Below are 22,319 nucleotides of genomic sequence, written 5' to 3'. Positions count from 1 at the left end.
ACATGGTCCTTGCAGCCAGCGGGCTGAGAAGGCGCTGAAAATATGCCTTAAACTCCACAGAAAAACCCAAAAGTCTCTTCAGCACCATTCACATTGGCGGTCCAGGGGACAAAATGGGATTTGCTGTGTCTGGATAGACTTCAATGCCTGGTGCTAAATGATCGAAGAAGCCCATTCGATTCAGGTAGCCCATTACTCCAAATTCTCCTTCTTCAAAATTGAGTAATACTCTTTTACAGCACGTATCTAGTTGATTAAACAATGATAGCAGGCGAACAGCTGCATCAATCATTATTTTACATCCAGCTGGAAAGCGATAATGAACTTGCTGTGCATCGAGCCTATGTACGTCTGGGCCTGATCTTAGTGTGCTTTCAAGAGTGGAGCTGCTGATCCATTTTGCCGGAAAATCAATTGTTGCTGTCTGCGTCATTGCACTATGACCGTTATTTTTGCGTTTCCATAGAAATATAGACGCAATATTTTTCGTCCTTGATCGTCTGTTAAGATCTGGTATTTAAACACCTCTTGGTTGTCACCGAAAAAATTAGAACTACCGAATGCGACATCAGAGGCTTGTGAAAGCTCATGTATTTTATCATTTGACTCTCTATATCTCGGTTCAATCGCCAGCAGCATGAACTCAGGCTGGATACTGATAGCTGAAGTAAGCTTTTCACCGAAATGGCTATAATGTATAGCTCATACTAACTTATCTATTGAGTTTTTAAACCTCTCATATTCAATCTGAACAGCAAAGCTGCTAGCAATTTCTCCCGTTACAGTATCTTGTGTTATGACTGGCATGGGTGTTTGCGAAAACCTTTGAATCAGACTTGGGTTTCTTTCGATGCCTCTCATTATGGCTCCAAAGAAGTGATTCTGTGCGATCTGATTGCTTACGATATTTATTACGAGCACGTATAACAGATACTCATCGTCTGTTGATGTTTCTTGGTTATGTGCTTCGCATGATGGTACAGTTATCAAATTCCTTCGCAGATTGGTGCCTGCTGGCAAATCACGGTTTTTGGGAAAGAGGCATTTTGGGGGAGCGTGTTCAACGCTTGTTGCTTCGTTGTCGCACATATAACATGTGGTCATCGTTGTAGTATCCGTTATGATTTCTGTTGTATTTACATATTGTTAGCGTGAATTATAGTTATGAATTTTTCGAGTGCCATGGTTTAAAAACCGACAATATACTCAATATGTCTGTTGAAAGCCGATATGCTCCAAAGAATATTTTTGCTTGATTTTTGTACATCTGAATGTAACTATATAATCAATATTCCACTTGTTTTATACAAGTAATCCCTCTTCGCAGGGAAATAGCTGGGCGCTCTTGTTTCCTGTTACTCGCAGAAACGGTGCATTTCAACAGATCGCCCTTGGAACACCCCCAAACGCCTTGTCTATCTGTAAAAGACAGTTTCATCGCACAAGCGGACTTCTCTGTTTACGATTTGATTTGGCGTAACCACTACAGCAGATTTCTTATTAGAATAACTGCTCCTTTTTTGATCCCCGATTCAATGTCCGGCAACTGAACTACACCACGATTTTCGTGCGTGATTTTCTTTGTCGTTGCCCGGCATGCAGTTTGTCACTCACCACACCCTATCAACGGGAGAGCATACATTCTCCCGACAGGGGACATGTTGTCTCTCTCACATCACCGGAGGAAACAACAATGTCTGAAAGCAAGAATCTTACAAAGCAGGTTGAAGAGATCAACACAGAGCTTCGCGGTTTTGGCCGAGCGGCTGTGCAAGAGATCAAAATGATGAAGGACGGGAAGGTAGTAGGCCAGATTCGATATGGCTACAAACCCCAGTATGTCTTTGATGCCGTCAATAAAATCCTTTTGCCGGAAAACTGGCGATACGAGGTGGTAAGCAAAGAGATCTTTGATTCGCAGGTGGTTGCCGAGGTCCGGCTCTTTATCCGCGTGAATGATTCGGAGTGGATCTGCAAAGGATCCCAGACCGGTCAGATGCAGATCGTCAAAGGTAATGTCGGCGATTCATATAAAGGGGCAATCACGGATGCTATTCAAAAATGTTTGTCTCTGCTCTCGATCGGGACTGATGCGTACAGAGGATTGCTTCGTGATGTCTATCTTGGAAGTGATCGTCCAACTGCGCCCACGCCTAAGCAACAACAAGAGCAATCCAGCAAAGCATCCACTAATCTCCAAGCCGATCTCGATAAAAGTGATGCAGATCTGCCCAAGATTGCCGGTATCAGTTATCAGCGCAAGGATGGCATCGTTGTCGCTGTCGGCAACTCGTTTGATAAAAAGGACCTGCTGAAATCAGCCGGTTTCAAATGGGATAAGGCTGATAAGAACTGGTACAAAGAGGTTGTGCTTCATTAGCGCGTAACCCATCTCACTTTTTATCTCACCCAATGAGGGAGGACATTGTTTCCCCTCGTGGGGTCCGTGTGTTCTCCCTTTACCTTAGGGAGGAAATGACACATGGATATCAAAACCACACTGCTGACAAGTCTGCGTAAGCTGGCAAAACAGCATACCGAAGAGACTCTGGGAGATCGCAGCAATTACCTTGGTGCATCCGATATCGGATATTGTCCAAGAAAAGTGATCCTGGAGAAAATCAACCCAACCGAGCATGACCTGGCCACTCTTCTGCGTTTCGAGCGGGGGCACATGGCCGAGGAGATCGTTGCCAACGCTTTTGCCGCTGCCGGTTACACCAATTTCGAGCGACAGGTTGAAGTGGAAGCCGCAGGCAGTGTGCCAATCAAGGCTCATATCGACTTCGTCTTCACCTCTGAAATCCATAAGATAAAATCCGTCCTGGAGACGAAGAGCACAAGCAATATTCCCGAGGGGCCCTACGGTTCATGGGAGTCTCAGCTCTATATTCAGATGGGCGTATTAGCGGAAAAGTACCCTGATTACACAATCCGAGGTGCGTTCATAGCGTTGGATTTGGCCAACGGAGAGGCAGAGTTTTTTAACGGCTATTCACCTCAGAAGGCCATTTTTGACGGACTGCTCAACAAGGCTGAAGCTATCTGGGCTGACTATCAGGCAATGCTTTGCGGCAAAGAAGTAGAGCTTGATACTGATCCAGGACCCCTTTGTGGCTTCTGCAACCACTTGATAAGCTGCCCCATGTTCGAGGCTGATGAGGTCCCGCACCTGGCAGCAAGCGTTAATGAGTTACAGGAACTGCAGTCTCATGAAAAGGCATTCAAAGATAAGGTTGGTTCCTGCAAGCAAAAGATTTTTGCCATTGTCCAGAAACGAGGGGCAATCAAATCGGGCGGTTGCGTTCTCAGGGCGGCAAGCAGGAAAAGGAAGCATCTCGTTACCAGTCGCCTTGATCACTTTTTGAGAGAACATGGCAGCTCCATCGACGATTTTCAGGAAGATCGGTCTTTCTCCTTTCTGGAGATAAAGAAAACAAACTCTGCCTCGGTATAAAGGCAAACAACACAATCCCAGCTCGAGGAAATCATTTTCCCATGGTGGGAAGCTGCATTTCTCCAGAGTTTTATCAATGTTCTATCAAAGGAGAATGACATGAACAAGACAATGATAATCGGAAACTTAGGCAACGACCCCGAATTGCATTACACCAAAAACAGCGCTGCGCCTGTGACAACGTTATCCATTGCAACAACCGAGCGGTGGAAAGATGCTGATGGTAACAAACAGGAACAGACAGATTGGCATCGTGTCGTTGCCTGGGGAGGGTTGGCCATCGTGTGCGGTGAACATCTCCATAAAGGCGACAAAGTCTACATTGAGGGACGACTTCGTACACGGAAATGGGACGATCAGGAAGGCATCACCCGTTACACCACTGTAATTATCGCCAGGGAAATGGAGATGCTCGGTGGTAATGGTGACAGGAATACTGGCACTCCGCCGAATAGTGATACCGCCGAACCACCCTTGCCTGACGATGTCCCCTTCTAATCGATAAACACCAACAACCATTCACCTGACCAGGGGAATCCTTTCCCTGGCTGGGGCATTGGTTTCTCTGGTCCCAGAGGAGGAAACCAATGCTCTTTGTAAAAGATCAGGATGGTGAGTACCATCCCGCGCCGAAAAAATTGGTTCTCACCGAAGCGAATAAGCTCATGGGCTACCAATTGCGACGTGGTGCCTCGATTCTCTCTTCAGAATGCGCCAAGGCGGTTATCGGCTGTAAGCTCCGTGGCAAACAGTGCGAGGTGTTCGCCTGTCTGTTTCTGGACTCCAAACATCGAGTCCTCGCATTCAAGGAGATGTTCACAGGTACAATCAACAATACAACGGTCCATCCAAGAGAGATAGTCAAAGAGGCACTGCAACTCAATGCCGAGGCAATAATCCTGGCCCACAATCACCCTTCAGGTGCAAGTGAACCAAGCACTCAGGATATTTCCCTGACGACTATCCTGACCAATATTTTGAAAGTCATAGACGTGCGGATCCTCGATCACCTGGTAGTTGGTGATGAAGTGACCGCGTTCTCCGATCTGGGACTTTTGCCGAAAGAATAAACTCACATCCCATAACAAGGGGCAGACATGTCCCTTGAGGGGAGTGGCCTGCCCTTTGCTAGACAACAAAACTCAAGGAGGCAGGTATGAACGAACTCAACAATCTAACCGACGACCAAATAATTTCTCTCGCACCGGCAGCAGGATCTCTCACGCCCATTGGCACCGTTTCGTCACGGTATTCATTTGTACCGACCTTGACGGCGGTCGATTTGTTGCGCGAAGCCGGATGGCTTCCGATCCATGCGGAGCAAAGCATAGTACGCAAAACTGAGCGGGAAGGGTACCAGCGGCACCTCATCCGTTTTGCCAAGAATGGCTTGTCATTTGACGGCGAACGGGTTGATCTGGTCCTCTATAATTCCCACGATTGTGGCTGTGCTTTCAAGCTGATAGCTTCAGTCTGGCGGCAGATATGCGGCAACGGATTGATGGTTGCCTCGGAGTTTGCCAACTTCAGCCATAAGCATATCGGTTTCAGCCCGGATGCTTTTATCCAATCAGCTGGTGAGATTGCCTCTGCAGCCGGCATCATTGCCGAGCGGGTCGACGAGATGAAGGTCATTGAGATGACTCCGGATGAGCGAGGGGTTTTTGCCCAGGCAGCCCATGGCCTGATTTATGATGAGCCCAAGCAGGCGCCAGTGCTACCCCATCAATTGCTTGAAGAACGGCGCTACGACGACAAGGGGAAAGACCTCTGGACAACATTCAACGTGATCCAGGAAAATGCCATGCGTGGCGGCCTCAAAGGCATAACCAGAGGCGGCGACGGACGAATCAGGAGAACAACCACACGACCAGTCAAAGCACTTGATCGAAATATCAAACTGAACCAGGCTCTTTGGTTCCTGACGGAAAAGATGGCTGAGCTGAAGAACGTCGAGGAGGATCTTTCGACTGTATCGGCTTAATCAGCCATTTACCAATACATTAGCCGTCTCCTTTGGGGGACGGCTTTTTTTTTGTTCTCTTTTCGCAGAGTGTCGGAAAGTAGAATGCAGTGATGACATGAAAAGAAATAACAAAACCCACATTAAAAATATGGTTTACTAAAATTTTATACAATTTCCTTGGATTCAGAATTGACAAAAAGTCTAGAAAAACATAGTATGGTTGTGTGTTATCCTTGATGAATTCAAATTGAATGGATATGAAGCACGAAACATTTTTCCGCAAACATCCGGTGTTCACAGCCGAAGAGTTCAATGATCATCTCGCAAGTTTTGGGAAAACAGGCCCCAGGACCCGGGAATCCCTGCTGAATTATCATAGGAATACCGGGCATGTCATTCTCATCCGGAGAGGATTGTATGCGGTTGTTCCGATAGGGGCCGATCCGGATTCGTATCCTGTTGATCCGTTCCTTGTGGCTGCCAAACTCACGGCCGATGCTGTACTATCATACCACACGGCTTTGGAAGTACACGGTTACGCCTACTCCATACGTGAGCATCTGACGTATTCATCAGCCCGCCCGGTTTCCCCTGTTACGTTTCGGTCCCATGTTTTTCGAGGTGTCAGGTTCCCCCAACAACTTTGCCGTGCAGGAAAAGTAGATCTTGGTGTTACCGCCGTTGATCGAGTGGGTCTTACGGTCAGAGCCACTTCCCTTGAGCGAACATTGGTGGATGTCTTGGATCGCCCTGCTCTTTCAGGCAGCTGGGAAGAAATCTGGCGTTCCCTGGAGGCGATTGAGTTCTTTGATCTCGACAAAGTGGTCGAATATGCCCTTTTACTCGGTAATGCGACAACGATAGCAAAGGTTGGCTTTTTCCTGGATCAGCATCGCGAAGCGTTGATGGTTGAACAGAGTCATCTGGGTCCGCTTCGTGACCATCGCCCCAGGCAACCACATTATCTAGATAGCTCCAACAGAAAATCGGGGAAGGTAGTTGCAGATTGGAACCTGGTGGTCCCTGTTGATTTACTCGACCGGACTTGGGGAGAAGTTCTATGAAAATATCTTATGAGACACTGATAGCTCAAGCGGAAGCAACAGGGTTCAGGGCGGATGTGCTTGAAAAGGTTGCCCACCTGCTGGGATTGCTCGAAGCTCTTGGTGGCCATCCTTTTTTAAAAGGTAAACTGGCGCTTAAAGGTGGAACGGCGCTGAACCTTTTTGTATTCAATGTCCCGCGACTATCTGTTGATATTGATTTGAATTACGTGGGGGCAGAGGACCGTGAAACAATGCTCGCCGAACGGCCCAGGGTAGAGCAGGCAGTTCAGGCAGTATTTGCACGAGAAGGATTCACGGTGAGGCGCATGCCGGAAGAGCACGCTGGCGGTAAATGGTCCCTGCGTTACCAGAGTGCTGCAGGCCAAGGCGGCAACCTTGAAGTGGACCTCAACTTCATGTACCGAGTCCCATTGTGGCCTGTAACGTTGTTCGACTCGTATCCGGTAGGGACCTGGCAGGCCAACCGGATACCGGTAATTGATATCCATGAATTGGCGGCGGGAAAGCTGGCAGCGTTACTCGCACGAAGACAGGCACGGGACCTGTTTGACAGCCACCGTATTTTCCATAGGGAAAATCTCGACTCTGACCGACTGCGCACAGCTTTTGTCGTTTACGGTGCTATGAACCGCAAGGACTGGCGAAAGGTTTCCATCGAGGATGTGAACTTTGAAAGCGGGGAACTTGCTCGACAGTTAATCCCGACCTTACGTGTTATAGAATTTGCAGAAAAAGAATCTATCGACCAATATGGTGCTAGTCTTGTTGAGGAATGTCGACAGGCCTTGTCTGTTGTCCTGCCTTTCACTGAAAATGAGAAAGCGTTTCTCGATTTGTTGCTTGATAAAGGCGAGATTGATTCAACAATACTGACCTCCGATTTGGACCTGCAACAACGCATTCAAAAGCAGCCTCTTCTGGAATGGAAAGCTGTCAATGTTAGAAAACATAAAAGGATATAAAGATTACTGAAAATGTCTTCTCCGTATATCTGCAATGACAAGAGACAAAGAAACCCTGTCAACTAACTGGAAGAAAAAAGAAACAGCGTGTAAGAAGAAACGAAAAAATAGTTTATAATAATATACAGTTATGGGTATTGTCAGTTTCAAATACCATATTTCCCAGCTATTGGATCTTCAATCATCGACAAGCATCCTCATTTCAGCATGGTCAACATATGAGTGATGCCGCTGGCGAAGCTCTTTATATGCTTGCGACCCAATTTTTTCTGCTCGAATGGCATATCTGCCGTTTCCATTGATCAATCTCCACGCTTTGACTCAACCAGACAGGTTTACTCCGGCTGCCAGGCGCAATCTGCCCAGTGTGCTTCGTAGCGTTTCACAAAGTCTTTCATCTCTCGGATGTTGGAGGCAGGCTCGCGGCAAGCTCGGGCGCAGGTAGAAACGACATCCCGGTAGAACTCCGGAGCGACAGTATTGATTCCGCCATAATTCATAAGCAACTCTGGAAGGCGCTCTGTGATTTTTGCTCCGCGAGGTGCCATCACAATGCTCGGGGGCTCTCCATAGGTGTTGATCACCACGTATCTCCAGCTTGGATCGGCGGCTCCCTGACGAGGGACAATCTCACAGGGACATGCATCTCCACCGCCGGAAATGCCTTCATAGACTTTTTTGAGGGCCAGTGATTTCTGGGCCACCAGCACATAAGGTCCGGCCTCGACATACCTGCCCATGCTTTCGTCGTATTCGATTCCGAGCAAGGCCTCCAGATCAAAACGTGCATGCCGGTCAAGAGATGCCTTCGCCGAGGTGAACCATTGAAGTTCCCTTAGGGTGATCCCTGCACACTTGGCAATCTCTACAGGTGGATTGGGCCAGCACGCCACGAGGTTCTTGGCGATCTCGGCCGCGTTGTCATAGTCACTGCCGGCCCAGAAATCATCATCCTCGACGATATCCTCCTGTGCCTTTTCCCCTGTCAGCAGCCAGGTACTGCAATCAAACCCATTGTGGTTGAAATAACGGGGCTGGTCTGGCGGCAGAGATGTCTCCCAGGATGACAGCCATGGACCGGGTTCCCAGTCGAGTCCACCGGTCACCGTTGACACCGGAACTTTTGTCGGTAAGGTCAGCCACTGCTGGATTCTGTCTTCAACCTCGCGGCTATTGATGCCTCTGTGGCTATCTCTGACACGGAAATCGTGGTCAACTTGAGCGTACCGGCAAAGGGCCTGGATGGACCCGGTAAGAGTCCGGTCATTTCCGTCTTGCTTCCTCAGTAGCCACCGGCTGGAATCCTGGGCTGAGCGCAGGGAAGCTGGAAGCGATTTTTCCTTGGCACCAGCTAGCTCGACCCGGACACCGATTTTTGCCATTTCCTCAACCAGTTCAGGGCTGGCTGTCGCGAGGTGTCGGTTGATCCGCAGGATGTCTGGTCGGCCACGCAAGCCCTCACCGTTACGCCACGCCTCCAGAAGAACATTCCGGAAGGACCTGGGCTGATCGACTGGAGTGAAGGTCATCCACCGGATGGGCAGCCCGGCAACGGTGATTCCATATAGTATGAGGGGGCTGAGCCCGTACCGCTCTGCGTCTTTGATCTTGATCGGGTCCCCCACCGACACAATGCCATGTTCCGGATGATGGAAAAGGAACTTGGCTATCGCAACGTAGAAATGATGCTCTCTTGGTGATGGTTGTGTCTGTTGATTCATGGCCCCTGCCTACTTGTGAAAATTACCCACAGAAATTTGCAGTATGTACATCAGCCACGAATCGGTCCGGAGGAGAATAGCCCTGAGCTGCTCATCGGTCAGCGCAGTCTCCAACTCGTGAACCCGATTGAACAGCTCGATCATCTTCACCAGTGCCCGGGTATCGTGCATCAGAAAGTCGGTCAGCGGATCGTTGTTCAGCTCCCGGCAAACATAAAGAACCCTAGCTCGACGAGTTGGCTTGCCCTCATGTAGAAGGTCCTTCTGATTGGACACATCCGGAATCCATGCAGCGACGAGATCATCGGGTGCCAATCGCCTGAGAAGATGGTTCCACAGCTCCCTGAGCGAGCTCAGAATGTGTCTTGCCCGGTCAGTATTGTTACTATACAGGGCATCCCGAGCGCCGATATACGGCCGAGCGAGCCCCGGATCGACCTGCTGCAAAAGAGCGATGCAGCCAGATGTTTCCAGCTCGGCTTCAGCGACAAGTTGAATTTCCGTTTCTGCATCTTCCTCATCCCGTTCATCCCAGGGGCGAAGGGTCTCGAGCGCGAAGCTGGTGGCGTAGATCTCACGAGTGGCCCCCGGCAAAACGAAGGCGGGCAGGCGCGTGATGTCCGAGATCTCCCGCAGTGACTCGGCCAAACTCCCATACGAGGCTGCCACATGGGCAATTGAACTCTCCAGTCCAGAGATAACCGGCATCTCGATCTGGAAACGCCCCCTTATCGCCTCGAAATCGATGCCCGCCATGATCCGTTCCGTGGCGAAAAGTCGTAGGGAGGTATCACACAGGGCCAGCTGGGCGGATGCCTGAAGCTGGGAAATGTGCGAGAAGTCGTGCTGGATGGGCTTGATCGTATCAAGCCATGACTGATGTGCAGCCGAAAGGCTCTCGGCAATGCGGCTTGTCGCGGTGGCTTGCTTTATCAAATCCTGCCAGTGTTGATTGGCACTGACTATTTCCTGTATGCGGGCCGCTGCTCCAGATATTTCGAGGGCGCGACTGATTTCCAACTGCTGACGACGGATCGGTTCCAGCGTGAGCTCCATCTGCTCGATCACGCTCAGATAGGACGGCTTGGCCAGCCTGTTAATGGCCTCCATGTCCTGATGGAGCTTGGCGAGAGCAGATTTGGTGGACTTCAGATCGTCGGACATAATATCCATACTTTGCTATTCGTCCTGGGGTTGGAGACGAGCACTGCTTTTTTAAAGTTTGAGCAGACTGGGCCAGTCTCAAAAGCCTCTCTTGAAATCATCGGCGCTGATATCTCCAACGGTTAACCACCTCTTGGATCTGTATGTCTGGGGTTGCATCATTTTGCCAACCCTTGTCGAAATCGATGTCATTTGATTTCGGTAGCTGTTCAGGCTTCAAATCCCGGATAAGAATACGCGAAGGCAGCATTGCAGCCTGCCCAACAAAAATCGCTTCCTGCCTGCGCAGGCCAGATAGCATCTTAGTTAGACCGGACATCGAATCTGGCAGTATGGATCGAACGTGCTCTCTGTCGGCGTCATTTGTGATTCTCAGGACAATCCAGCTATTACACTGTGAAAGAACTGTTGCTTCCACTTCGCTCGGGCGCTGGGATACCAATAAGAGCCCAACGCCATATTTTCGCCCTTCCTTGGCGATGCGCCTGATTGCCTCTTGAGCGGCCTCATATTGCGCTTCACCCCGATTCGGAACGTAGCGATGAGCCTCCTCGCAAACCAATAGGACCGGGTCAGATTCGCGCTCTGGTTGGGTCTGCCATATCTTCAGATTGAATAGGGTTCTTGCAATAACCGCACTTGATACACCGGCGACTTCGTTGGGAACTCCAGACAGATCGACAATGCGTGGCTGAGGGCCGTCCCCAGTGAGTTGTTTGATGACTTCAGGGAATGGATCGTTACCGCCATCATTCCATTCCGCCATCATGAATCGGAGTCGGGCATCGGTCATCAAAACTTCGAGCTTTTGAAGAATCGAGTTATGAGAGTCCTGTTTGCTAGCCTGTGGAGGTTTGTCCGTGTCGATTTTAGCCTTTAGTGTCGACAATTTGTATGGAACCGGCGAGTCAACGGTAATGCTATTGGCATCTAGACCAAGCTTTTGTGCCCCCTCTTCACGGGCAGCCATAAGGGCGCTCTTGACGATATTGGCTTGAGAGGTCGCAACAAATTCAGTCTTTCCTATCAACAAGGCAACTGTCTCTTGGAAATTCAAGAGCCAGTATGGAAGGGTTAATGATCCATCATCAGAGGAAAGTTTTGCGTGATCCGCAAAAGCAGTCCCGTATTCACCATGAGGATCGAGGATAATTATTCTTGGCTTCCATTTCTCGTATGAGTTTTTTTCTCCTCTCTCAAGGATGCTGTGGATGACGGCGGCAACCGTCCCAGATTTGCCCGCACCTGTGGAGCCGAGAACGGCTGTGTGTTTACCGAGTAGTTCGTTCAAATCGGCAAGGCAAGGAGTCCCCCCGGAGCCGACATGCTGCCCAAGCTGTACAACGGCACCTTTTGCTTTACCGTAAATAAACCGCAATTCAGCTTTTGGGGTCAGATAAACAGTTTGTTGTGGGAGAGGGTATGTGGAAACCCCTCGCTCAAAGCGGAGTTCCCATTCACCAGATGACCCATGGACCCATTCGCCTTCGCCGAATAGGTCGGCTTCGACAATTCTTTCATCAGAGGATGACGCTGGTACCAGTCCCCGCTCTGCCTGGAATTCGGACTTCATCCTAAGTCGGCCAATCAACGCGTAGACGAGTCGGCGTCCGAAGTGAATTCTGATGATGGAACCAAATTGCCCTATGGGATAGGTTTCCCCTGCATACACCCGCGAAAGTTCAGAAAGGGTTGGATTCAGCTCGGCTACAAGGCGAGAGCCATCAACCTCGATTATCTGACCTATTGCCAGGTTTTCAATTGGCTCATTGGGATTACGAGTCGACATGCTCATCTTTCACCTCCAAGCAGGCGGGTCAGATTTTCAAACTTCCACCAAAGTAAGTCAGCGTCGGATGGCGTCTTATTGCTGCCATGAAAGAAACCGCGATTTGCGAAAATGAGTATCTGCTCGGTGATGATGGGATCATCATGCCAGTTCTTTAGTTGGCCTTGTGGCTCATTATCAGAGGTAAACACAACGACCGTAAGGCGACCTTCAGATTCGCGCAGCGCCCTGTCAATCTCGAGGTTGATGTGAGAATCTCCAAAGCGATACCCGCATGTAATGAGAATTTTCTGTGACCCAGGAACAGCCCTTAATGCTCTTCTCCCATGTTCGGCCAGCTGAGCGTAAGGGTCTCTTTGAGTTTCGCGGTATTTGGTTGACGCAGGCCAAATGAGGATTCTTTTGTCACCCTCTGATTGCACATTAACATTACCGGCAACACGGCGAGGAAGCGGGTCGCCATCAAACTCGCACCAGTTTATGGAGCCGTGCAATTTGAAAATCCTCGACGAAAGCCCATCACGCTCAAAGACTGAAGGGTTCCACCATCCGGTGACGCCTCCATCCAAACCATCTGAGAAAGAGATTCTCTCAAGCGCAAGTGCATCTTCAAGAAGCGTGTCGTAGTTAAGGCAGAGATAATCCACGCAACCAAGGCCGTCTGTTTTACCCGGTCGAATTGGGCGGTGAACCGCTTTTACAAATTTCCGGTGAACCGCCACATCAATCTTCTTGTCGCCGCACTCAATGATGTCAGAAATAGTGCGCTTGATCTTTTCTGCAGATTCTCTCAATTGCTGTCCGGAATACTGCTTCTCTTTTATAAAGACTTGGTTATCGGTCGCGCCTCGCTCAGCCCTTCTCTCAGCGATAGCCAGCAAGTCAATAATTTCACTTAGGTAATCCTCAATGTTGGGACCGCTCGCGCCAGTAAAGCTGTCCTGAATTCCCTTGAGAATAACTGCGGTGTCAGCATCGAGCATACCACTATCCAGCACCTTAGATGTAAGCTCCTCCATTAATGGGAGACCAGCGCATTTGCTACAGCCAGCACCAATCAGAAACACTCTGCCATGCTGGGCCATAAGCGCGTCCAGGCCCTCCAGAGCTTCACTAAATGGAGCAGCCCATATTGTTGCAAGATTGTCAGGTGCGCTCATGGGGAGTCCTCCCTATTTTTAATTTCATGCTGGCCTTCCGTTGAATAGATTCCCAAAGAAAATTTCAGAACCTGCAAAAGCTGCTCTCGGATTTCCTTTTCCGTCGCTCCCATATCAACGGTGGCAAATCGAATCTCATGGTTCTGGATCACGACGTCCTCGTTAACCATATCGCCCGCCGATGGATGAAGGAGCTGACCCGAGGTGTTTTCAGCGAGGAGAGCCCCATTACCACCCCTTCTCAGTAGTACTGCCGGATATATCCGAACGCCTTGTCGAACAGATCCTGGTCCTTGACCTGGTACTTGACGTAAATCACTTTGCGCAGGGCCTTCTGGACCTCGCGCTCTCCGGCCTTGGTGTTTTGCCAGCCTGGGAACCGAACCAGGCGCACGATCTCGTCGATATCGGTCACGATTCTCTCAACCACCATCGGTGTCTTGCCGTTCTTCACCTCGGCGAACAGCTCGGTCAGGGCCGCTTTGGCCTTGGCTTGTTCATCGACCGGGTCCACCTGTTTTTCGGCCTGGACGACTTCCTTGGCCAGGGTCAGCAGTTCCTTGAGGAAGTCGAGGCTGTGGAGCAGGCCCTGTTCGTGCCGTTCTTTGAGCTTTTCGAGGCGTTCGCCCAGGGCTACAAACTTCGGATTGTCCTTGTGCTTGCGCAGGCGGGCGATGAGCTTGATCTCGATTTCCTTGGATTTCTTATCCGGGTCCTTGGCATCGAGCAGCCCTTCGAGGACCTCGGCGTCCATCACCAGGGTGTCCAGATCGTCGCGCACCGTCTCCAGATGCACGTTCTCATGCACCAGCTCGATGGTCTTGGCCCCCAGGGCGTGCCAGAGCAGCTTACCGTTGCCGCTCGGCGGCTTCACCGACTCATACACCTTGGTCAGCCATTTATAGTCTTTTTCGTAAAGGCCGAGACAGGGATCGGGGGACAGCGCCTCCCACAGACGGGAGAGCACCGAGTATTCCGTGGCGAACTTGTCCCGAGTCTCGTTATCCGGCAGGCAGTCCTGCGCCGCGATCAGCCCCTCGTAGCCGCCGACGGTGCGGTCCACGCCCGGGAAGAACGCCAGGCATCTCGCCACCACGCCGGGCAGCTCTTTCTTGAGATCATCCAGATTGGTGATGACCTTCTGCACCGCCTTTTCATCGAAATCGAGGGCCGTAGCCACATCATCGAAGATGCCCAGGTAATCCACGATCAGGCCGTGGGTCTTACCGGGGTAGACACGGTTGGTGCGGCAGATGGCCTGCAACAGGTTGTGATCCTTCATCGGCTTATCGAGGTACATCACCTGCAGAATGGGCGCATCGAAGCCGGTCAGCAGCTTGGAGGTCACAATCAGGAACTTGAGCGGGTCGTTCGGATCGCGGAAGCGGTCGAGGATCTTTTCCTCCTCGTCCTTGGCTAGCTTCCATTCCGCGTACTCGTCGGACTTACCGCCCTGGGTGTGCATGACGATGGCGCTGGCCTCCGCACCGACCAGCTCGTCCATGGCCTTCTTGTAAAGCACGCAGCACTCACGGTCGAAGGTCACCACCTGGGCTTTGAAACCGTTCGGCTCTACCTTCTCCTGGAAGTGCTTGAAGATGTGCTGGCAGATGGCGTTCACACGGGCCGGGGCCTTGATCAGCACCGCCATCTTGGCGGCCCGCTTGGCCAGGTCGTCACGATCCAACTCGCTCAGCTCATCGGTCATCTGCGAGTAGGCTTCGTCGATGGCGTCCTTGTTGATATGTAGTTTCACGTCCACCGCCTCGAAGTGCAGCGGTAGCGTCGCCTTGTCCCGGATCGAGTCCTGGAACGAGTAACGGCTCATATAGCCCTGCTCATCCTCGTCCGCGCCGAAGGCCCAGAAGGTGTTGCGGTCCCGCTTGTTGATCGGCGTACCGGTCAGGCCAAAGAGAAAGGCGTTGGGCAATGCGTCGCGCATCTTGCGCCCCAGATCGCCTTCTTGGGTGCGATGCGCCTCGTCCACCATCACGATGATGTTCGAGCGCTCGTTCAGGCGGCCGTCCGCCTCACCGAACTTGTGAATGGTGGTGATGATGATCTTGCGGGTATCGGCCGCCAGCAGGCTTTGCAGCTCCTGCCGGGTGGCCGCGCCGATCAGGTTCGGAATATCGGCGGCATTGAAGGTGGCGGTGATCTGGGTGTCCAGGTCGATGCGGTCCACCACGATCATCACCGTGGGGTTGCCGAGCTTGCGGTGCATCCGCAGCTTCTGCGCCGCGAACACCATCAGCAGCGATTTGCCCGAACCCTGGAAATGCCAGATCAGGCCCTTCTTGGGATAGCCTTTGACCACGCGGGCGACCATCAGGTTCGCGCCTTCGTACTGCTGATAGCGGCAGATGATCTTGATGCGCCGGTGCTTCTTGTCGGTGGCGAACAGGGTGAAGTTCTGCAGAATGTCCAGCACCACATGAGGGCGCAGCATGGAGCGGATGGAGCGCTGCACGTCCGCAAGCGTCCCCTCGGCCTTGTTCTCACCTTCGTGCCAGGGTCCCCATATATCGATGGGCATGCGCACCGAGCCGTAGCGATAGCACTTGCCCTCGGTGGCAAAGGAGAGGACGTTGGGCACGAACATCTGCGGCACGCTCTGTTGGTAGCCGCCCACGATATCGCTGGCCCCGTCCACCCAGGTCACCGCCGGGCGCACCGGCGTCTTGGCCTCGCCGACCACCAGCGGGATTCCATTGACCACCATGATGATGTCGAAGCGGCGGCCGCCTTCCTTGACCGGGTAAACCCACTGGTTGGTGACCACGTAATCGTTGTTGCTGAGATTCTCGAAGTCGATCAGGCGTACCGGCGTGTGTTCGCCGCGCTCGCCGAAGGGCATGGACTTCTCGCCCCGCAGCCATTCGGCGAACAGTTCGTTGGCCCGCACCAGGCCTTCGCTCTGCACCGACAGCGGAATGGTCCGCAGGCGGTAGAGCACCTCGTCGGCACGGTCGGGCTGGGCCTTGATTTCCGGGTTCAGGCGGATAAGGGCGTCGCGCACCATCGACTCCACCAGCACGTCGGAGTGCTGGCGGGCCAGCTTTTCCGCAGACACGTAGCGCCATTTGAGGTTGGATATTTGAAGGGTGAGGTGTGAATCAAGATAGTCAAGTTGCGGTTCCGCCACGCACCATTGATCATCGGTGTTGGTTAGTGTATCCAACACTAGTTGTTCAACCGTATTCTCCTCGTTGAAATAGGTCATTTCTTTTTGGTTCCTGCCAATGAGGCAAGTTTTTTAGTCTTCAATCTTGTCAGAATGTCATCACTTCCCAACCTCGCTTCGGTGATTTTGTGTGCAGCAAATTCCCGCCATTCAATAACCCCCGGTGACCGGAAAGAGTCCCAAAGCACCCGCATTGTTGTCAGGCATTCTTCAGAAAACTTTTTGAAGTCTTCAACGCTGATGTAAAAAACATCTCCCGTATGTGGTTCAGCTGCAAAGTGTAATTTGTCTGAAGACGAACAAAATACCACCGAGAAATTCACTCCTGGGTGTTCGGCTGCCAAAGTATCCGGATGTGCCTTGGCCTGTAGTGTTTTTTCCTTGGAAACAATAGGGTTATCACCGGTTGCAGTGTAGTCCTCAAAGACAACGCCCTGTCGCCCAAAGATCCACCAAGGGTCAGGATCACCGGATCGCTCAGTGTTCCCCGATTCAAAACCCAGTAGTCGACCAAGATTAACCTGCGCTTCTTCAAACGGTTTCGATTCCGAACTTGAAAGCCCCTCTCTGATAACTTGGAAATATTTTTCAATTTTTGTGCTGCCAGACTTTCCGAATCGTTCGAGGATTCCTTCTATACGCTCTATGCGTTCTCCATAGATGACATCGACAGATATTTCCTGTGTCTGGCTGGAAAGCAGTTTTTGAATCTGTTTAAGCCATGGCAATGTGTTGGCGCATGAAAAGGCTGCCAAAAAATGTTCTTGTGCTACCGATGTTTGATCCGATTGGTAGGCGGCTGAGCCAGCAAGGTAATTCCAAAGAGCAGAATATCCCTTCAGTTCGTGTCCACCGGCAAGATTGGCAAGTACATCTTTTGCCGAGGAGAGTGCACCGTCAAAATCGCCAGACCAAAGGGCATCATGAAATTTCACTTCATGGGCAACCGAGTTGCCCAGCGGACTTGCGGAAGGTATCGGCAATTGGGTCAGCTCATCTCTTGTTTCCAATATATGGTTATCAGCCGATTTCCACTCTGGCCCGTGGGCAACAAATATGTCTATGTTGTCCCCCAATTCAGAAGGATTATCGACTCTTGACTGATCAACACCAAAATTGACTTCGGCCTGAAGCTCCGGATGCAGGGTCTCTCTCTTTTCCGGCATATGGAAATACTGATGCACCTTATCGCCGATAATAACTACAAGTGCGTAGTCGGTTGAAGACCGTGTGCATCTTCCTACCGCCTGGGTAATTCTGGTACGGATGCGAACCTGGAAGAGGACAGATGCACCCAATCGACTGATGATGAACCGCTCCTGCAGATTTGTTGATTCAGGAAGGCCATAGATAATCAAGTATCTGCATTCGTCTCCGATCAGATCGATTCCGTCATACCTGTTCGCCAGAACGGCTATGGCTGAACTGGCTTGAGTAAAAGATTTCTTCGATGCCTCTAGTTGTGCGGCGTCAAAGAGTGTATGACTCTCAGTCGCAGGAAGTGACCTAATGGCTTCTTTTACTTTGTCGGCGTCGCGGTTACTTGGGGTGAGGAGGAGTGCCCTTTCGAATTTCGTAACCCAGGAAATAGCGAGATTCAATGAAGTCGCTTCGTCCCACATCCTCATAGGGAATACGAAAAAACGTCGGCCGATTCCCTGTTTATCCCATCCTTCAGGAGCAGGTATCCGTTCGATTCTTTTACGGCCGAAAATCCTTTCCAGGTCCCCACCTTCACCTAGAGTTGCAGACATATAAATGCGCTGCCGTGCGTCTTGAAAGGGTGCGAAACTCTTGGTAGGTGCAATAAGTGGGCGAATGAGAATTGAATTGCTGGTGTAATAGAGATGGCAGGCGTGAAGGTGATCTCTGATCATACGCCATCTATAACCGTATTCCTCCGGACTTTCATCATCTGAGGAGGCATTATCCATTGCAACCGTCAGCGCTGTCCTGCATTTGAGTAAATAAGGGGTCGGAACCTTGTTGACGAACGATGTGTCAAGCGATCCGTCATTGCCCTGATCGTAGCGGAGCTGGTCATTTTCTGTGGTGAAAGGAGCGATTATCTGCCAGATTGCATCAAATGTTGTTTCGTCCTGATAGCGCCTGATTTCCAAAGACCAGAAACTCGACACATAATTCTCGGCGGCGTGCGCATCGTCAAAAATGAAGGTATGTACGTCGCTGAAAAAAGGGTTCGTGTTGAATAAAGCGCTATAGGTCGCAACACCTATGGATTCGCAATTGTTGAAGGCGGTTTTGTCTGCCCCAGGGTATCGGTGTTTGGAGCCCGAAAAATCAAGTGCGTTGATTCCATATTTTTCTTTGGCTTGTTCGACAACCTGATGGACAAGCTGCTTAGTTGGGCATAGCAGAACACATCTTTCCCGTTTTGTTCTTCTGCGCCATTCTGCAATGAGAAGACCAACCAGGGTTTTACCGCTGCCAGTGGGCAGTTCAAGTGCTATGTCACGTTTGTCAACATGATCAATGTATCTACGAAGCATGTCTGCCTGCTGCGCAAGAAGTCCTTCAACAGTGCGATCTCTTAAATCACGGAATAACGATTCTGGATCTTTGATGGAGACTGAAGATTTTTGAGGGATTTTAAATGCCATGGAGTAAGTCTCCTTGGTTCGTGTTGGATGCGTCACCGTCACTGGCGAGCTCTTTGGCGACCATGTTCGAAGTCACGCCGCCGCAGAGCGTGTCGGGAACTAGCTGTTCGACAGTGTTTTCTTCGTTAAACATGGGCGGCTCCTACTTTTGCATTCCTCAGACTGCGCAACATCTGCTGAGACGCGGCGATATGCTCCGAAATTTCAACCAGCTTGGTGCGAAAAGTTTCGAAGACAGTCACTACCATCTCCTGCTTTGCAGACGATGGTTTAGGTATTTGCATCCCGTACAAGACATCCGTTGCAAGCCGCTTGGTGCCGTGTGTGCTCTCTTCTGTAGCTTGCAAAATTCTTGCGGAATTGTCTTTGAACCAATGAAATACGTATTCAGCCGAAAAATCAGAATTGGGGATAATGCCTTTCATATCCTGATTGAACGTAACCTCCCTGCCGGTGACCGCGACCGGGAATGTGTGGGCAAGAATCATCCCACGAACAACTATCAGAATGCTTTCCGAGGGCAGGATGGTTACCCGCCCATTCAAGGCTGTATCAGTAAGTTTCTCCTCGGAATCGGATATGACGTCCTTCTTCATATCCTTCGGACTGACCCACGGGAAATCGCCATTCCAGAAATCACTTCGGCTGCGTGATGGAGTTCCACCACTAACCCATCGGCCAACATCTTTTAGGAAGACACATTCCTCGGTTTGAGAAAGCTCCTGAAGAATCTGGCTCCTCGTTGAACTCAGGGCTGATTCAGACTGCCGATAAGCTTCGGTCCACTTTTCCAGCGCTTCATCCGCTACCCATAGGATCTCGGCAATGCGCTTCTGTTCATCAAGCGGCGGAAGCGGGAATTCCTGCACTTTCAGGGTCTTCCAGTTGATCGTCGGTGAGAGCGAACCCACCGATATTTCGATGGCCCGCTCCATGAACATGTCGGATTGCAGGAAGAACGGCAAAAACTCCGGCAGAATCATCTTGGGTTTTGCACGGACGACCATGGCATGAGCCGAGCAGATACCATCAAACTCGGCCACAGCAAGCTTGCGTTGATACGCACGGCGGCGGCCGAAAATCACATCGCCCTTCTTGAAGGCCAGTTTCTGTCCGGTGACATCGGAAGGATGCCCCCACTGGCGCAGATGAATCGTACTGGGATCGAGGTGTTCCAGCCCGACATAGATGTCTGTTTTGGCATCGGCAGGGTCAACTCGCACGGCAACGTTCTGCGCGATTTCATCAAACTTGACCACCCTCCATCCAGACTTCAGCTTTGTCATGCCTCACCTCCGTGTCGATATTCCGGCTTCGGAACTCTGACACATTGATCCAGCTTTCTATGAAGCATGGAAATCAAGGTAAGATAATCAGCCGCGTCGACCTCTCCCTGCCAAAGTATTTTGGGGCCGTGCGCTAGCGGGTTGCGGATAGCAGCTGCACATCCCTTCAGCAGCTGTGCAAAGCCTTTGTGCTCTGATTTTTCTGTTTCGGTCTGGAGTGTATTGAATGCGAGGAATGGCTTTTCTACCGAGAAGACTCTGTCAATCAGGTTGGCACCATCTGCTTCTACACCGGAAAGATCACGAATTCTTTGGAACAACCCCTTGCAAGCTTCAAAAACGGCATGGAAATAGTTTTCCTGCATCAGTTCCGGCTGGCAGTATTTGTAGACTTCAGAATGAGTATTTCGGGGAGCCAACTTGTTTCGAACTCCCTGGGCTCGCACCTCTGCTTCATCCAGTGTTTTCGCTTGAGATGTAAATCTGAACTGGCCGTCCTTGCCATACTGAAGGCCATGAAGAATTAATACCGCGTTGAGTTCACCACGATGATGTTCAAACTCATCTCGTTTTCGAACAAATCGACTTGGGACAAGATAGGAGCGGACAAAGGCAAGAATCTGGTTTGCACTTTTTGTCGTGGCCTGGCTTTTCAAAAATACTGAATTCAGCCTTCGCCACTTGGTGGATTCACCAGAGTCATCGACAAGTCCACTCGTCTGCAAGTACCGACTGATGTCTGTTCCTGATCCAGCTTCGCCAAGTACTTTGGCAATGGCTTCGACTGTACCGGGGGGAAATGGGGGGGATGCGCTCATTCTTCCATCCCCTCCAGCAAGGCGGCGATCTCTTCCGGCTGGGGCAGTTGCCCCTTCAACTCTCTGGGTAATGTCTTGGTGATTTCATAAGTAGCCACGCCGATAGGCTTGCGGGCGTCGTGCAGGGCATATTCAACGATGGTGCGATTCTTGTCCTTACAGAGAATGATGCCGATAGAGGGGTTCTCGTCTTCTTGCCGAACCTGCCGGTCGAGCGCAGTCAGGTAGAACTGCATCTTGCCGACGAACTCCGGCTTGAATTTGCCGATCTTCAGCTCGATGACCACCAGACATCTTAACCGCCGGTGAAACAGCAGCAAGTCGATAAAGAACTCTTCACCATCAACCTCCAGCCGGTACTGGCTGCCCATAAAGGAAAACATGCCGCCCATAGCCCGCAGGAAATCCTCGATTCTGGCAATCAGTTCCCTTTCCAACTCTCGCTCGCTGTGCTCCTCGCCCAGTTCCAGAAAATCGAAAGTGTATTCATCCTTTACTGCCAACTTGGCCTGGGCGCGCAGTTCCGGCGTCAGCGCCTGGTCGAAATTAGTCTGGCCGATCAGGGATTTTTCATAACTCTGGTTGTCTATCTGATGAATAAGGACATTCTTGGACCACCCGAACTTGCGGGTCATGCGGATATAGAATTCACGTTCCAACGGATCTTTGCATCGCTGAAAAATCACCAGGTTATGAGTCCAGCCAATTTGTGCAACCAGTGGTTGCACTCGCTTGTCGTCATGGTAAAGAAGGTAAAACTCCCTCATGTAGAAGACATTGCGCCGGGAAAAACCGCTGATCCCTGGGAATTCCGTCTGCAGATCATTGGACAACTGTTCGGCTATGGCGGTGCCGTGGTCGGCGTCTTTCTGCCGCTCTACGATCATCCGTCCGATATCCCAATACAGCCCGACCAGCGCGGTATTGACTGCTTTCAGTGCAGTGTATTGTGCAGAACGAACGCGCTCTTTTACCTTGGCGAGAAGGTGAGCATAGTCCGAGCCAGGATTATTTGGTTTCAGTTCTCTCATCTCCCGTCCTCCTTAAGAAACCTTTGTTCCTGTGCGGTCAGACGATGAAAAAGTCGTTCATGTACCAACTTCCAACCTGTTTTCAAGGAGTGT

19 protein-coding genes are annotated in these 22,319 nt (G+C 50.9%); 7 read left to right on the top strand and 12 right to left on the bottom strand.

All coding sequences use genetic code 11. From position 1 onward, the window contains the following. Positions 1–88: 88 nt before the first annotated feature. Complete coding sequence (locus JWJ90_RS15770; RefSeq protein WP_205228187.1) at positions 89–433, bottom strand: hypothetical protein; 345 nt, start codon at positions 431–433, stop codon at positions 89–91. A gap of 1,260 nt (positions 434–1,693) precedes the next feature. Between JWJ90_RS15770 and JWJ90_RS15765 the strand changes: the two genes are divergently transcribed. From JWJ90_RS15765 to JWJ90_RS15735, 7 genes are all read left to right on the top strand, one after another. Continuing rightward, positions 1,694–2,380: a hypothetical protein gene (locus JWJ90_RS15765; protein ID WP_205228186.1), complete on the top strand. Its 687-nt coding sequence runs from the start codon at positions 1,694–1,696 to the stop codon at positions 2,378–2,380. Positions 2,381–2,482: 102 nt separating this feature from the next. Further along, a complete protein-coding gene (locus tag JWJ90_RS15760) occupies positions 2,483–3,457 on the top strand; it encodes a hypothetical protein (RefSeq protein ID WP_205228185.1) in 975 nt (324 codons plus the stop codon). A 99-nt stretch (positions 3,458–3,556) separates the two neighbouring features. After that, on the top strand, positions 3,557–3,955 hold the full coding sequence (locus JWJ90_RS15755; protein ID WP_205228184.1) for a single-stranded DNA-binding protein: 399 nt from the start codon (positions 3,557–3,559) through the stop codon (positions 3,953–3,955). Between the two features lie 89 nt (positions 3,956–4,044). Next, positions 4,045–4,527, top strand: coding sequence for a RadC family protein (gene radC / locus JWJ90_RS15750; protein WP_205228183.1), 483 nt, complete (start codon positions 4,045–4,047; stop codon positions 4,525–4,527). 86 nt (positions 4,528–4,613) lie between these two features. Next, positions 4,614–5,441 (top strand): DUF932 domain-containing protein, encoded by an 828-nt coding sequence (locus JWJ90_RS15745; RefSeq protein WP_205228182.1) that lies wholly within the window; start codon positions 4,614–4,616, stop codon positions 5,439–5,441. A 239-nt stretch (positions 5,442–5,680) separates the two neighbouring features. Continuing rightward, positions 5,681–6,487, top strand: a complete 807-nt coding sequence (locus JWJ90_RS15740) for a type IV toxin-antitoxin system AbiEi family antitoxin domain-containing protein (RefSeq protein WP_205228181.1) — start codon at positions 5,681–5,683, stop codon at positions 6,485–6,487. Beyond that, entirely contained in the window at positions 6,484–7,452 is a 969-nt protein-coding gene (locus JWJ90_RS15735) for a nucleotidyl transferase AbiEii/AbiGii toxin family protein (protein ID WP_205228180.1), read from the top strand. The genes JWJ90_RS15740 and JWJ90_RS15735 overlap by 4 nt, the downstream gene beginning before the upstream one ends. Positions 7,453–7,787: 335 nt before the next feature. Here JWJ90_RS15735 and JWJ90_RS15730 read toward each other — a convergent pair whose 3' ends face one another. From JWJ90_RS15730 to JWJ90_RS15680, 11 genes are all read right to left on the bottom strand, one after another. Then, entirely contained in the window at positions 7,788–9,173 is a 1,386-nt protein-coding gene (locus tag JWJ90_RS15730) for a hypothetical protein (protein WP_205228179.1), read from the bottom strand. A gap of 9 nt (positions 9,174–9,182) precedes the next feature. Next, on the bottom strand, positions 9,183–10,346 hold the full coding sequence (locus JWJ90_RS15725) for a pPIWI-associating nuclease domain-containing protein (RefSeq protein ID WP_205228178.1): 1,164 nt from the start codon (positions 10,344–10,346) through the stop codon (positions 9,183–9,185). Between the two features lie 88 nt (positions 10,347–10,434). After that, positions 10,435–12,132 (bottom strand): ATP-binding protein, encoded by a 1,698-nt coding sequence (locus JWJ90_RS15720; protein WP_240194981.1) that lies wholly within the window; start codon positions 12,130–12,132, stop codon positions 10,435–10,437. Next, positions 12,129–13,286, bottom strand: coding sequence for an SIR2 family protein (locus JWJ90_RS15715; protein WP_205228177.1), 1,158 nt, complete (start codon positions 13,284–13,286; stop codon positions 12,129–12,131). The genes JWJ90_RS15720 and JWJ90_RS15715 overlap by 4 nt, the downstream gene beginning before the upstream one ends. Further along, positions 13,283–13,456, bottom strand: a complete 174-nt coding sequence (locus JWJ90_RS15710) for a hypothetical protein (protein WP_205228176.1) — start codon at positions 13,454–13,456, stop codon at positions 13,283–13,285. Before JWJ90_RS15710 ends, JWJ90_RS15715 begins: the two co-directional genes overlap by 4 nt. A gap of 71 nt (positions 13,457–13,527) precedes the next feature. Then, positions 13,528–16,509: a type I restriction endonuclease subunit R gene (locus tag JWJ90_RS15705; RefSeq protein ID WP_205228175.1), complete on the bottom strand. Its 2,982-nt coding sequence runs from the start codon at positions 16,507–16,509 to the stop codon at positions 13,528–13,530. Next, the gene (locus JWJ90_RS15700; protein ID WP_205228174.1) at positions 16,506–19,091 is read right to left on the bottom strand and encodes a DEAD/DEAH box helicase; all 2,586 of its coding nucleotides are present in this window, start codon (positions 19,089–19,091) and stop codon (positions 16,506–16,508) included. Before JWJ90_RS15700 ends, JWJ90_RS15705 begins: the two co-directional genes overlap by 4 nt. Continuing rightward, positions 19,081–19,224: a hypothetical protein gene (locus JWJ90_RS15695; protein WP_205228173.1), complete on the bottom strand. Its 144-nt coding sequence runs from the start codon at positions 19,222–19,224 to the stop codon at positions 19,081–19,083. The genes JWJ90_RS15700 and JWJ90_RS15695 overlap by 11 nt, the downstream gene beginning before the upstream one ends. Then, positions 19,217–20,377 carry a restriction endonuclease subunit S gene (locus JWJ90_RS15690; protein WP_205228172.1) on the bottom strand — a complete coding sequence of 387 codons (1,161 nt, stop codon included), beginning with the start codon at positions 20,375–20,377 and terminating at the stop codon, positions 19,217–19,219. Before JWJ90_RS15690 ends, JWJ90_RS15695 begins: the two co-directional genes overlap by 8 nt. Then, positions 20,374–21,195, bottom strand: coding sequence for a TIGR02391 family protein (locus JWJ90_RS15685; protein WP_205228171.1), 822 nt, complete (start codon positions 21,193–21,195; stop codon positions 20,374–20,376). The genes JWJ90_RS15690 and JWJ90_RS15685 overlap by 4 nt, the downstream gene beginning before the upstream one ends. Next, positions 21,192–22,226 carry a PDDEXK nuclease domain-containing protein gene (locus JWJ90_RS15680; RefSeq protein ID WP_205228170.1) on the bottom strand — a complete coding sequence of 345 codons (1,035 nt, stop codon included), beginning with the start codon at positions 22,224–22,226 and terminating at the stop codon, positions 21,192–21,194. The genes JWJ90_RS15685 and JWJ90_RS15680 overlap by 4 nt, the downstream gene beginning before the upstream one ends. Positions 22,227–22,319 lie beyond the last annotated feature (93 nt).

Source organism: Desulfobulbus rhabdoformis (genome assembly GCF_016919065.1).
GTDB classification, from domain to species: domain Bacteria; phylum Desulfobacterota; class Desulfobulbia; order Desulfobulbales; family Desulfobulbaceae; genus Desulfobulbus; species Desulfobulbus rhabdoformis.
The sequence above is the reverse complement of the archived record's forward strand: the minus strand, read 5'-3'. Positions and strand labels throughout refer to the sequence as shown.

Coding starts and splice junctions, on each gene's coding strand:
- JWJ90_RS15770 (WP_205228187.1), bottom strand. CDS start 433: ATGACGCAGACAGCAACAATTGATTTTCCGGCAAAATGGATCAGCAGC.
- JWJ90_RS15765 (WP_205228186.1), top strand. CDS start 1,694: ATGTCTGAAAGCAAGAATCTTACAAAGCAGGTTGAAGAGATCAACACA.
- JWJ90_RS15760 (WP_205228185.1), top strand. CDS start 2,483: ATGGATATCAAAACCACACTGCTGACAAGTCTGCGTAAGCTGGCAAAA.
- JWJ90_RS15755 (WP_205228184.1), top strand. CDS start 3,557: ATGAACAAGACAATGATAATCGGAAACTTAGGCAACGACCCCGAATTG.
- radC (WP_205228183.1), top strand. CDS start 4,045: ATGCTCTTTGTAAAAGATCAGGATGGTGAGTACCATCCCGCGCCGAAA.
- JWJ90_RS15745 (WP_205228182.1), top strand. CDS start 4,614: ATGAACGAACTCAACAATCTAACCGACGACCAAATAATTTCTCTCGCA.
- JWJ90_RS15740 (WP_205228181.1), top strand. CDS start 5,681: ATGAAGCACGAAACATTTTTCCGCAAACATCCGGTGTTCACAGCCGAA.
- JWJ90_RS15735 (WP_205228180.1), top strand. CDS start 6,484: ATGAAAATATCTTATGAGACACTGATAGCTCAAGCGGAAGCAACAGGG.
- JWJ90_RS15730 (WP_205228179.1), bottom strand. CDS start 9,173: ATGAATCAACAGACACAACCATCACCAAGAGAGCATCATTTCTACGTT.
- JWJ90_RS15725 (WP_205228178.1), bottom strand. CDS start 10,346: ATGGATATTATGTCCGACGATCTGAAGTCCACCAAATCTGCTCTCGCC.
- JWJ90_RS15720 (WP_240194981.1), bottom strand. CDS start 12,132: ATGAGCATGTCGACTCGTAATCCCAATGAGCCAATTGAAAACCTGGCA.
- JWJ90_RS15715 (WP_205228177.1), bottom strand. CDS start 13,286: ATGAGCGCACCTGACAATCTTGCAACAATATGGGCTGCTCCATTTAGT.
- JWJ90_RS15710 (WP_205228176.1), bottom strand. CDS start 13,456: ATGGTTAACGAGGACGTCGTGATCCAGAACCATGAGATTCGATTTGCC.
- JWJ90_RS15705 (WP_205228175.1), bottom strand. CDS start 16,509: ATGACCTATTTCAACGAGGAGAATACGGTTGAACAACTAGTGTTGGAT.
- JWJ90_RS15700 (WP_205228174.1), bottom strand. CDS start 19,091: ATGGCATTTAAAATCCCTCAAAAATCTTCAGTCTCCATCAAAGATCCA.
- JWJ90_RS15695 (WP_205228173.1), bottom strand. CDS start 19,224: ATGTTTAACGAAGAAAACACTGTCGAACAGCTAGTTCCCGACACGCTC.
- JWJ90_RS15690 (WP_205228172.1), bottom strand. CDS start 20,377: ATGACAAAGCTGAAGTCTGGATGGAGGGTGGTCAAGTTTGATGAAATC.
- JWJ90_RS15685 (WP_205228171.1), bottom strand. CDS start 21,195: ATGAGCGCATCCCCCCCATTTCCCCCCGGTACAGTCGAAGCCATTGCC.
- JWJ90_RS15680 (WP_205228170.1), bottom strand. CDS start 22,226: ATGAGAGAACTGAAACCAAATAATCCTGGCTCGGACTATGCTCACCTT.